This is a genomic window from Pseudoalteromonas sp. MMG033 (assembly GCF_057197785.1).
On record NZ_CM170070.1, the window covers coordinates 4516694 to 4528787 of the forward strand.

The 12094-nt window shown below is 42.3% G+C and carries 12 protein-coding genes; 3 read left to right on the forward strand and 9 right to left on the reverse strand.

The window, feature by feature from the left end; all coding sequences use genetic code 11:
* Positions 1-200: 200 nt before the first annotated feature.
* The 6 genes from AC2CZC_RS19655 to AC2CZC_RS19680 form a co-directional block, all read right to left on the reverse strand.
* Positions 201-419 carry a DUF6500 family protein gene (locus tag AC2CZC_RS19655; protein ID WP_211035992.1) on the reverse strand — a complete coding sequence of 73 codons (219 nt, stop codon included), beginning with the start codon at positions 417-419 and terminating at the stop codon, positions 201-203.
* Positions 420-511: 92 nt separating this feature from the next.
* Complete coding sequence (locus tag AC2CZC_RS19660; RefSeq protein ID WP_211035994.1) at positions 512-1411, reverse strand: helix-turn-helix transcriptional regulator; 900 nt, start codon at positions 1409-1411, stop codon at positions 512-514.
* A gap of 81 nt (positions 1412-1492) precedes the next feature.
* Complete coding sequence (locus AC2CZC_RS19665) at positions 1493-4585, reverse strand: efflux RND transporter permease subunit (RefSeq protein WP_211035996.1); 3093 nt, start codon at positions 4583-4585, stop codon at positions 1493-1495.
* Positions 4569-5741 carry an efflux RND transporter periplasmic adaptor subunit gene (locus AC2CZC_RS19670; protein ID WP_211035998.1) on the reverse strand — a complete coding sequence of 391 codons (1173 nt, stop codon included), beginning with the start codon at positions 5739-5741 and terminating at the stop codon, positions 4569-4571. The genes AC2CZC_RS19665 and AC2CZC_RS19670 overlap by 17 nt, the downstream gene beginning before the upstream one ends.
* Complete coding sequence (locus AC2CZC_RS19675) at positions 5731-6618, reverse strand: ABC transporter six-transmembrane domain-containing protein (RefSeq protein WP_211036000.1); 888 nt, start codon at positions 6616-6618, stop codon at positions 5731-5733. The genes AC2CZC_RS19670 and AC2CZC_RS19675 overlap by 11 nt, the downstream gene beginning before the upstream one ends.
* A gap of 191 nt (positions 6619-6809) precedes the next feature.
* The gene (locus AC2CZC_RS19680) at positions 6810-7859 is read right to left on the reverse strand and encodes an energy transducer TonB (RefSeq protein WP_211036002.1); all 1050 of its coding nucleotides are present in this window, start codon (positions 7857-7859) and stop codon (positions 6810-6812) included.
* Positions 7860-8245: 386 nt separating this feature from the next.
* Here AC2CZC_RS19680 and AC2CZC_RS19685 point away from each other — a divergent pair, with 386 nt between their 5' ends.
* Complete coding sequence (locus tag AC2CZC_RS19685) at positions 8246-8422, forward strand: hypothetical protein (protein WP_155731964.1); 177 nt, start codon at positions 8246-8248, stop codon at positions 8420-8422.
* 61 nt (positions 8423-8483) lie between these two features.
* On the opposite strand, the gene AC2CZC_RS19690 is transcribed toward AC2CZC_RS19685, so the two are convergent.
* From AC2CZC_RS19690 to AC2CZC_RS19700, 3 genes are all read right to left on the reverse strand, one after another.
* Positions 8484-8861 (reverse strand): hypothetical protein, encoded by a 378-nt coding sequence (locus tag AC2CZC_RS19690; RefSeq protein WP_211036004.1) that lies wholly within the window; start codon positions 8859-8861, stop codon positions 8484-8486.
* A gap of 208 nt (positions 8862-9069) precedes the next feature.
* Positions 9070-9363 carry a Bor family protein gene (locus tag AC2CZC_RS19695; protein WP_211036013.1) on the reverse strand — a complete coding sequence of 98 codons (294 nt, stop codon included), beginning with the start codon at positions 9361-9363 and terminating at the stop codon, positions 9070-9072.
* Between the two features lie 335 nt (positions 9364-9698).
* Positions 9699-10616, reverse strand: a complete 918-nt coding sequence (locus AC2CZC_RS19700) for an ADP-ribosylglycohydrolase family protein (protein WP_211036015.1) — start codon at positions 10614-10616, stop codon at positions 9699-9701.
* A gap of 217 nt (positions 10617-10833) precedes the next feature.
* Here AC2CZC_RS19700 and AC2CZC_RS19705 point away from each other — a divergent pair, with 217 nt between their 5' ends.
* Complete coding sequence (locus AC2CZC_RS19705) at positions 10834-11331, forward strand: hypothetical protein (RefSeq protein WP_211036017.1); 498 nt, start codon at positions 10834-10836, stop codon at positions 11329-11331.
* A gap of 50 nt (positions 11332-11381) precedes the next feature.
* Positions 11382-12038: a hypothetical protein gene (locus tag AC2CZC_RS19710; RefSeq protein ID WP_211036019.1), complete on the forward strand. Its 657-nt coding sequence runs from the start codon at positions 11382-11384 to the stop codon at positions 12036-12038.
* Positions 12039-12094: the final 56 nt, after the last annotated feature.

A 12094-nucleotide genomic window follows, 5' to 3' on the forward strand; every position in this document is an offset into this window, starting at 1 on the left:
ACGCGCCCCAACAGCAAAAAATTATCTTAACTGTGCAATTATCTTCTTTTTCGTGCCATTAGTCTTGGGTTAATTGCAAATATCAGTAAATAAAGTTGGCTTTTATCTACCAAACAACAGAGTTCTGGGTGAAATTCATACTTAGACTTAACCAAGTACCCTAAAAGAGCACTTAAATCACCAAATTAACTGAGGGCATATTAGAGGCCCTGCTGCACCATCTCTTTTATTTTCAGTGCTTTTTCAAAATGATCTAATTGGTGCGTTTGGATCCACCATGTTGCCGCTTCCATCAATAGCTCGGGATCGCTATTTTTGTTCGCAAAGAAAGCATAAAATGATACCCCGACGCCCTCTCCTTTTTTCTCAATTTTCTGTTCACACACTTGAATGATTTTATCTCTAAGGCTTTGTCTCATAATAATTTTATTATTTTAAAGTTTTCGCCATGTTACTTGCATTGCGCCCTTTACTCAATCGTTATCAGTTATCGCTTTGCAGCTTTACACCTTTACACCTTTACAGGTACTTGAAATGAAAACGTTACCCCACCTGTGTCTGTCATTTCGATATCACGAATGATTTCAACCAAATACCCCTTTTCATCCAATTGATAGCCTTGAGACTCGATGATATTAAATAGCTGCTCCAGCGCAGCGCTGTATCCCGCATCTGACACTACATACACATCACAGCAAAAATAGTGCCCTTCAGCCACGGTTCGAGTGTGCTCAGATGCAGAGGCTTGCCAATCACCAATGTGGGTTTCGATATCTTGCCAGCTCTTTTCTAATTGGTTGATTGACGTCGTCGCCATGATCCGCGTCGACTTCTCACCAAAAGTATCAAAAATCGTATCCCAGTCATTGCTCACATGCGGCAAATACTTCATTCCCCTTTGCGGATACCACACCAGTTCACAAGGCAGCTTAGCTGCTAGCTTGTTTTCAATCGTGCCCTGCTCAGCGGGGTGAGCAAGCTTGCCAATGATTTCAGCCGTTTGACGAGGGGTGCCACTGACGCCAAGCGCCCTCACTTGTTTTGCGGTTAATCCGATGGCTTTTTTAAGCGCTTTACCCAGAGACTGAGATGACGAAAACCCACACTCATGAGCAATATCAATAACCTTATAATCTTGCTCAGCAAAGAGGAAATGCACCACATATTGCAAGCGTAAACGACTCAAATATTGCCCCGGCGTTTCATTAAATAACTCAGTAAATTGACGGTGAAAATGAAAAGGAGAAATGGCACTTTGTGTCGCGATTTGCTCCCAACTTAACCCGGAGGATAAGTCTTCATGCATTAACGTCAAAGCAGTAGCAAAACGAGTTTGCACGTTTTCAGGCAAAGCGTCGAGCAACGCATACTCAGGCACTAATACAAACGGCGTTGGTTTTTGATCAGACATAAGCGAGATAATTGTGACGAATGCCGCAACTATCTCGCGCTCTTCAAGGAAAAGCAAATCTCACCGTGTAAGCAATTGTAACTAGGTACCTTGCTGCAATAACCCAGTCACCTGCACTGTAGGTTGTTTGCGACAAAACAGCCCAAGTAATATCGGGATCAATATCAAGGTCACCAAGGTTGCAAACAACTCGCCAAAAATCAATGACACCGCCGCTGGTTTTAAATATTGCGCCTGCTCCGCTTGTTCAAATAGCAGTGGCAGCAAACCACATACCGTCGTCACTGTGGTAAGAAAGATAGCTCGAAAACGACTTAACCCAACTTGAATTAAAGCCTCATTCAATGGTGTGCCAGTTCGGTATAAATGGTTAAAGCGGGTGATCAATACCAATGAGTCATTGATCACTATACCCGTCATCGCCATCATGCCAAACATCGACAATAAACTAATTGGCAGGTCCATAATGTAATGCCCAAAAATAGCCCCAGCAAAACCAAACGGGATCACCGCCATAATGATCAAAGGCTGCCAATAAGATTTAAGCGGAATTGCCAACAAAATATAAATGAGGATCACCGTCATCCACATGGCAGATTTAAACCCTTTAGACACCTCTGATATCTCTTCGAACTCTCCACCTGCTTTTATTTTTACACTTGGATACGCTTGCTCCAGATGACTGATCTCTGATTGTAAATTTGCCATCACCTCTTCTGGCGATTGGATATGTCTGTTTTGCTTCCAATATACATTGACGACTTCCTCGCCCTCTCGTCGATAAATCGTCTCTGGCACTTGCTCAAAACTCAGCGTGGCGATATCTGCTAATCGCACGCTATGTCCTGATTCTAGTGTCAATATGCTGTGCTTTAACTGCTCGATACTTTGCCGCTCTTGCTGCGCATAACGCACTATGACTTTGCTCTCTTGGCCTTGATCTAGCAATCGGTGTATTTCCCTATGCCCAAATGCATCTCCGGTAAATTGAGCAATGTGATGCTGAGTAAGTCCTAATTGCTGACCATAATCATTTAACTTGATACGTACTTGCCACTGCCCGCCACTGGCGTCGTCATAAATATCTGATACGCCCAACTGCAAAGCCAATGCATCTGATAACAGTGCACTCACTTGCTGAGCTTGCGCTTTTTCAGGCGCAATAATCGATACAAACGTCCCACCTGCAGGTGCTTCCGATGCCGAAAATTGCACTGAATCGGCCCCCTCGATGGCACCAGTTTGCAAACGCCAGCTATCGGTTAACTCATGACTGGGGACTGCACTGAGCGCTTCATTTGAAAGCTCCAAAGTAATTTCAATATCACCATAGCCATCAGACCAAGCCAATGCATTCACAAATGGCGCTTTCTCCAGTTTGTGCTCTGCTTGAATGACATCTGATATTTGCGTCGCAGCGCGCTCTAATTGGTTTAACGCGTTCGCTTGCAGTGGTAAAGGCGCGCCATCTTGCAATGACACCTTAGCGGTAATGTAACGCCCAGGGATCTCTGGAAAAACCGCGCTTCGGATCGTCCCTGTGGACCACATACCATAGGCTAATGTAATAAACGCACAGAAGAACAATAAACTGGCTACTTTATATTTCATTGCAAAGCCAAGGGCTGGTTGGTAAGCCTTGGTTTTTAAGGTAAGTAAAAAGCTCTGAGCTTGCATTTGCACCCAACTAACCAACGACCCGTTTTTGGATTGACGCGTGGACGAAGTGCTCAGGTGAGCAGGTAAAATAAACTTGCTCTCTATCAGTGAAAACAGCAAAGCGAGGATAACCACCACTGAAAAGCCTGCTAGTAGCTTGGCCAAATCATTATTTATCCAAAGCATAGGAGAAAACGCAGCGATGGTTGTCAAAGCGCCAAATATGGTCGCCACCGACACTGATTGTACGCCTTTAAATGCAGCAAGTTGACTGTTTTTGTGTACTCCCCGCTTTTCATGAATGGCTTCTCCGACAACCACCGCATCATCGACTAAAATACCCAAGACTAAAATAAAGCCAAATAAGGTAATGTCATTAATACTGTGATCAGTCAGCTGCAATGCACCCAAAGTACCAAACAGCGCGACTGGAATACCCGCAGATACCCAAAATGCCAATTTTAAGTCTAAAAAAATACCAAGTAATACAATCACAATGAGCAGCCCTTGCCATGCGTTGTGACCTAATCTAAATAATTGATCTTCTATATACGGAGCCATATCAGCCATGGTACTTAGCTGCACATCAGCTGGTAGGTGTTTGCGCATTTGTTCAAGCGTGTCATTAACCGCTTTGCTCACATGCAGTAAGTTATCTGACTGACTGGTACTGACCAGCAGCGCAATGGCATTTTCTCCGTTGTTACGCACAATAGAACTGGTTTGGGCAAAGTCGCGATATACCTGCGCGATATCAGATAATTTAACCGTACCCTGCGCAGTCGCCACAACGGGGATATGTTTTAATAGTTCAGTGCTATCGGCATAGCCATCACCACGCAGCAATAAGCGGCCACTTTTGTTTTCAAGTTCTCCGGTTCTGGTTTCTAAAGAAGCCTGCTCTATCGCCACCGCCACGCTTTCAAGTGACAAGCCAAGCTGAGCAAGTTTTATTGGATCTGGTTCAATCACCAATTGCGGACTGCGACTGCCCCAGTTATCGACAGATGAAATATCTGAGTGTTTTTTCAATGCCACTTCGACTTGTCTGGCAATTGGCTGTAAATCCGCATTAGCTCTGGGTGCAGAGACAATCACAAACGCCGCTAAATTAGTAAACTCGTCTTTACTAACAATCGGTCTTTCTGCCAGTGTCGGAAACCCCACAATGGCATTAACCCGATTACGCACTTCACTCAATAGCTGTTCAATATCCGTATCAGGTGTTTTACGAATGCTCACCGTTGAGCTCCCTGCACTGGACTCACTCACCACTTGTTTCACACCAGCGATACCGCTAATGGCCTCTTCAACGCGCTGGGTGATCCCCGCATCAATTTGCTCGGCACTGCCACCTGGATACGACACAGACACTGAAATCGTCGAAGCCGGGATTTGCGGAAAAGACTCAACCCGCAGTTGCCCAAGTGCTAAAACGCCACTGGCTATAATGGCAAACATCAACAAATTTGCTGCAACCGTATTATCAATAAACCATTTAGTGAGCCAGTTCATCAGACACCTCCCCTGCTCCTGTGTTGTCTGCTAGTTGCATATCCTGTGATATCGGCTCAACATGTGTACCAGCTATCATGCTAAGTAAAGGATAAACAACCACTTGCTTGGCATTCTCACTGCTTTTTTCAAAGCGAATATGCACAGCATCTGAGCTTTTAGAAAGCACCTCAATGGCTTCTTTTTGTAAAGTATTATCAATACCTAGCGTCCAAATATACCCGTCTCGCGTCACCGCGCTTTGCGGCACTTGATAAGATAAAACAGGCTCTGAAAATGCCATGCTCACCTGCACTGGTTGATTTGGCAAAAGCGGAGCAGGCTGTTCATAAGGATTAGTAACTTGCAGAACGACTCGGCGCTGCCGAGTGGTTACGTCCAAATTGGGCGCAATATACCTGAGCGAGGCAGGCCAGCGTTTATTAGCACGATCTGTGACATGCATTGTTATTTTTTTATCTTTAAGCTTGCCTTGTAGCATTTGCCAAACAGGCTCGGACACCGGCACAACCACATCTATGCTGTCGCTTGCTGCCACTTCAAACAAAGCCTCCCCTGCACTTAACCAATCATTTGGACTCACAAACCTTGATAAAATAACGGCATCAAATGGTGCACTCACTTTTGCTTCATGCACTCGCTTTTCAGTGCTTTTAAGTGCTTGCTCTGCTTGTGTTAAATCTGATTTTGCTGCTGCGACTTGTGGCTCTCTTTTGGCGAATGGACTTTGATTATTCGGCGACAGCATACTCAATGCAACCGACTGCTCATGCAGCTGACGCTCTAATTCAAGTTTGGCATGCTCAACACGACTTTTTGCCTCTGCTAATTCAGACTTTAAATGCGTCATATCCAATTTGGCTAACAGCGTCTGCTTTTTAATTAAGTTACCTGGTTCCAAGTGCGTATCTAGCCAATCTAGCTGGCCATCACTGGTTACTTTCAATTGCGTCAAAAAACGCGCCCTTGTATTGCCAATGAGCGTCACTTCAGGATGATGTGCCTTTGCCACAACGGTCACTGTTGAGACTGGTTGTTTCACTGGTTCTTTGACAACGTTAGGCTTTGCTTCAACAGCCAATTGTTCAACAATCACCAGTGCGACAAATATCGAAAATAGCCCTGCCGATATCGCCATTATTTTTTTATACTTCATAGCTTGCTTCCTTATCATTGAGTGCCAATTCGTTTCGATTTAAGCGCTGTGTAATTTCATCTAAGCGAGACAATACCTGCAGTGTTACGGGCAACATAATTGCTGTATCAACAAATTCTAGTGAATAGGTAAGAATCGAAAATACGTCGCCTGTGGAAGGGTTTGGCAACATATTCACCAACCATAAATTGCCAAGTACAGAGACAAACAACAGTGAAAATATCAAGCCATATACCAGTGCCTCGGTATCAGAAAGTGCAATTTCATGCTTTTTGAGTTTTTCTAGGTGGGCGCTTAAAGCTGCAAAAGGCTTGTGACTTAAGATATGCACCTGCTGCTCGGTTTGGTCGTTCAACTTGCCGTTAAGACGTTTAAAAGTGCCATGACAAAATCCGTACACCATCAACATGGCACAGCTGGCCGCTAACACACTCAAGGCAAAGTAGCTATGAAATGTCGCGAGTATGATCACAATTGAAGCCAGTTGGATCCCCGCAGTCATCAATGCGGGTAAATCATTTTCTAAGAAATCCACCAGCTCTCTGGACATCAAAAGACGTGCATTTTTGGCAGAGATATCCGCGCCACGTAAATTATGCGCAACCGTCTCGGCCAACTTAACGCGAATGCCCCCATACACGCGAGTGTCGTAAAATCGGCGTATCACACTCACGACCACCAAACTAAATAAACAAGCGGCAAAGACCACTAACGGCTGAAAGTCTTTTGACAGCACACCATCAATGGCATAACCAATTAATAAAGGAAGTAAAATTAACAGGATATTTTCTGCTATCACCATAAACCAAGTTATCGCCACCTTTATTGGGCTTAACCTGACGACTGAATACAGTGATATAGAATTTTGATTGGACATAACGCGCTCCTAAGTACTACTAACGCGCAGTATGACCAATTAGAGGAAATAAAAAGTGTCCTCACTTGCTGTATTTAAATCTCACAGCAAGAAAAGCTGCATTCAAGTTATGAATAAGGGATATCCAGGCGCGCTCATAATTTAAGCGCGCCGATTATCAATAATTTTATCTTTATACTAAGACAAGCCTGTTAGACCTTTTTTGCAGCGGCCGTTTCAACGAGGTTAAATGATGCGCCTTGCTCTCCGTACACGTAGACTTGGCAACCTTGCCAGCTTTTAGGAATATTCCACTGTAAGCCTGTTTTTACCTCATAGCTTGAAAACTGGTTATCACATCTCACTTCTAACGTGTCCAAATTGCCTTGAATATCTGAAATAGAGAATGCATTTCTAACCAGCTGATGACTCCATAATGACTTGGTTATTTTTCCATTCACCCAAATCGTTTTACTGTCATCTTCTATCAATGCGTGAACCTTATCTATATAGGGTGCAAGCATTTCAACTGAAGCCTCAGCACCGGATATTTTAGACAAACGATCGAAGGTAGATAGCGCATACTTGAGCTTACTTTGCTCCATATTTAATACGATTGCTCGAGTTAAATAGGCAATGTACATATCGTCAGGTATATACCCTTGATCAAGCTGTATGATCCGAACGATCGCGCGAAGTTCATTCTCTCTTTCATCTTTCTTAGCAAAGTAGCGTGCTTTGGCTACCCAGTAATAGCTATCTTCCGTGAAGTTTTTCAGCTTACGCTCTTCAATCTCTTGAAACAATTCAGGTACTGATTCGAGCTCATTTTTGTCAATGCGTTTAACAATCTTTTTATAACGCGTCAAAAACGATCGCGACACGCCACGGTAAGGTTCTGGCAAGTGATACATCAATTGCACTTGGTTTTTACATTGCTTTATTGGTTTATTATTTTGTAACGCAGGCTTAAATTGCCACTGTTTTACCGCCTTTAGCGCAGAGCGTTCAAATGACGCTTCTCCCGATGACTTCTCTATCACCGCAGACTCTACTTCACCCTGCTCATTAACGACATAACTTAGTTGCACCCACCCCTCTCTACCGCGTTCAGCGGCCAATCTAGGATATATTGCTGCTGGCCTATCTAATGGTACGGCATCGATCACTTTCCCATCTAAAACTGCGTCCTTTTGCGTCGCAAGTTCAGCATTAGCTTGAGCGGATGCTGTCACAAGCAGCATTGCAGAAATTAGGTTCATATGCTTCCTTTTTGAATTATCAAAACCACAAACAGATAAGCCGAACTCACCATATTTGTTGTAAAAGTAGCTCGATAAGCATGAGTGTACTTCAAACACACCAAAGTTCACCGGCTTGATTATTGGCTTTTATATTTTCTCATAATGCAACAATAGAAATAAACACAACATGAACCTTTTTTAGGTAAGTTAGCGTTTAAAATGAAGTAACAACAAGCATGATACAGGTAAACAACCAAGATTTAGAGCAATCAATCTAAACAACATGATAAATTTTCATTAGAGTTATTTAGGTTTTACACATATGCTCAAATTCACTTTATGTACATAGGTGTACAAAAAGTGAAAATACCTCAACAAGTTTGGATAAGATAAAAGGAAGCATTATGAAACTAACACTTGATAAGAAACGCATTAAAGACCTAAGTAAAAACACACAAGAATTACCTAACGCGCAAACTCCGGATGTTGCAGGTGGTTGTAATACAGGCAGGACTAATTGCTTTGGCAATACATTAGCGTGTTGCTCGCAAGGTACTTGTTACAGCCGTTATTGCCAATAATCGTCTAGAAAGCTGCTAAAGCCACTGCATTATCGTGGCTTTTTTATCATGTATTTAGGAGTTAATAGACACCATAAAACGCTAAGCAGCCAACAGGCAAAAGAAGTGTCCACTGCGGCAATTTCAACATAGCTTGAAATTTAAAGAAATAACCCCCAACTGTGATAAATATAATGGAGAAACAAATATATAAGGATGCCACGACTTGAACAAATAGCTGCAAATCAGGCTGCATTTGCCAACTCGCAAAAATTAAAAATGCAGCACTTACAAGTAATAATAAAGATATCATATGCCAACAAGCCAATAAGGTCGCTTTAACGACTTCGTCTAACTTAGATTTTAAAAATGGCCTGATCGGATCTAATTGACCTGCAATAATATGTATCATCGCTGTCAATAATGCCAATATACCTGCTGCAAAAACCCAATAATTCATACACATTCCCTGCTTAAAAGAGTGCAATTAGTACTCACTATAAATATCAAAACGAGTTAAAAAAACAATTTTAATACTTTCTATCAGTACAAATAGATATTGTCTCTCGATACTCCCCTTACTAATTAGCTTACTATTAAATATGCAAATAAAAAAAGAGCCATAAGGCTCTTATAAACGAAAATGCTCACTCACTAAAATGAAGAGCTTAAGCTTTACAATACACCTTTGCATCACGCGGTGTATAAAGACCAAATGAGATCATACTCGCTAGGCCATTTAAAAACGTATGCTGAGCTTCCACTTTAATCACATTTTCAGCGCCATTACATACAGCAGCAGCATCGATGACTTGCTCTTGCCCTAAACCACTGATGAAAAACGTTTGTGTCTTTTGAACCGTTGGCTTAGCACCTGTAGAACCATTTACATTAAATGTTTGTGCTGCACAACCCGATAGTAGTGACGCCGCAAAAATTGCGCCCATAACTTTAGTTTTCATATTAATCCCAAGTGTAATATTGCTAAGTACTGAATCAAATAAGCTTTCAACCAATGACTAAGTATTCGTGCTAACTTGAAACAGGGCGCGCACAGTAACATTAATTAATCTAAAAATTTGTAAGAAACTGTATTTCTCGAATAAATTAGTTAAAAACACACCATATCGCTCATATATCGAGCAAAACCACACGGCAAAATATAACAAATGGCATAGCTAAATGGAGTGATGCAATAGAAAGGAATATATATTTAAAGCAAAAAATTCAATGGGTATGAAATCAATAATGCGATTGATGCTTTGTTAATAAGCAACTTCAAGACACTTTAATCTACTCACTGTCCCATCTCTTGATAACGAAAATAAATACTGCTTGCTAACTGTTCTATTGTGGCTAAATCTTCAATTCGATTATCATATTCAATCAGTGACAGACCACCATTACTGGCCCCCCATATTGCGCCCGCCATTGCTGCAATTGTGTCGGCATCCCCACCTAAATCACAAATCGCTTGTAGCATTTCAGAAAATGCCAAGCGCCTATACATAAACGCAAAATAAAGAGCGGTAACGCAAGACTCGCTTGCCAGCATACCATTGCCAAGTTCGGCCTTTATAACTGGAATAGGCTGTAACTTCCCCCCAGCTACATAGCCAAGACATTTACTGAGCTTAAACTTATAAACAGGCGCTACCACATTGACACATAAGGCCTGCAAAATACCTATGCTCTCGACACCCAGCAATGCTAAGCGTGTTGCGTGTGCAATGAGCTGTGCCCCCTCTATGGCTTGAGGGTGAGCATGGGTGATCTCAGCGCTCTTAGATACATAATCCCTAAGCCCATCATGACAACTTAAACTACATAACGCGGCGATGGGGGCTCGCATAGCAGCACCATTACCCATAGAGCCTTCTGCAAACTTTTTCCGATTTAGCTGCTCCCATGACCCACCATTTTTAATGCCTTTTAGCAAGTTAGCTGCACTGGGCCCATATCCGCGAGACCACCGGTAACTGTTGGCAAAAGTTTGCGCCAAATGTGTTTGATCAAGGTGCTTGCAGGTTAAAAAAGACTGAGCAATATCTATGGACATTTGCGTATCGTCTGTATACCTTCTTTGCCCTGTTTTTGTTCGACCTAAAAAGCGCCAAAGCAGACGCTCAATCGGCCCACCTTCATAGGAAGCCGCCAAAGCATCACCAATAGCAAGGCCCTTAAAACAACCTACAAACTGGCTTTTTTCTATCATGTATGGGCTCCAAAGGTTTTCATAACAGGCTAGACAATTAAAATTAATACCTAATTTTAGCTGAATACTGAATGAAAGCACTTTAAAACCTCTAGACCCTTCAATGACTTAAATACCCAACCCCCACCCAAATGTAAATTTAATGTTATTAAGTGTATTTTAAATGTTATTATCGTTTTAGGTTTGACCCCTAATTAGATAAATACAAGGAATGAAGATGAACAGAAAAACCAAAAAAGTTGCTTTATTACTAAGCGCCCTGTTAGCCACAACCAGCTTGTCGACTCTCGCTGCTGACAAAACATTATATCGAGCCTACAAACATGGAAATCACTTCTATACAACCAATGTGACAGACATGCTTAACGCGACACACTCAGGCGGATTTACTTATGAGGGTATTGCTGTTGTTTTAGTCAGCTATGATGACAACGATGCTGATAAAGCATTTTATCGTATGCACAACCCCAATGCAGGCCCTGGGGGCAATCACTTTTATACATCAGATCTCAATGAGGCATTAAATATCAAGTCTTTAGGCTATGAATATGAAAGCACTGAGGGCTATACCACTCGATCTCAAGCCAAAACTATCTATCGCGGCTATCACAGCGAACTCATTAATCACTTTTATACTACCAGTGTAACTGAGATGCTTAATGCAACACACTCCGGTGGGTATACCTATCAAAAAGAGGAAGGCTACGGTAAATAACCCCATTCAGGTATCAGCTCAATTGGGCTGATACCTATTAGGAAGCAAACATGACATACACCAAAACCCAGTATTTGTTTATTCTACTCACTTTTATCTTGCTGCTCGCAAATATTGCAGCCCAGCTTGAGTTAACCGCCCTCTCCGAGCGGATCGCAAACCTTGAGACGCAGTTAGCATTTAAATCACAAAAGCAGAGCCCATCCGAATCAAATTTAGATGCAGAGCTAGCAGATATACAAAGCCGTCTACTTACACTTGAGCAATCACAACACGCTTTTACTGACCAAAAAATCACTAAAACTAAAAAGCCAAACACAAACCAAGCACCACCTTCAGATGAAGACAGAGTAGAAAAAGAGTTTTTAGCAGGCAGAACCCAGTGGCAAGAAAAGTATTTACCCACTTTACACACCGACTCAGACAAAAAAGCCACCATGATGGTCGAGCATTTAGCCAAAAGCAATCCATTGACACAAAGCCAGCAACAGCAGGTGTTCTCAATTTTGCGAGACAACTTTGTAGAAGCCGCTTATGTCATTGCTGATACCGACGCTTACCCCACATTTGCAGACTTTACCGCACAAATGCAGCGCCTTAACCAAATAAAAACCGAGCAACTGGCACAAATATTAAGCGACGAGCAGCTTTCACAACTTAACCAAGTAGATTGGCATAGCCGGTTTAAACAGCATGCATTACATTAATGGCATGAACGGATACAGTTCAGGATACTTTACAAACAAAGCGGTTAGTTAATCAG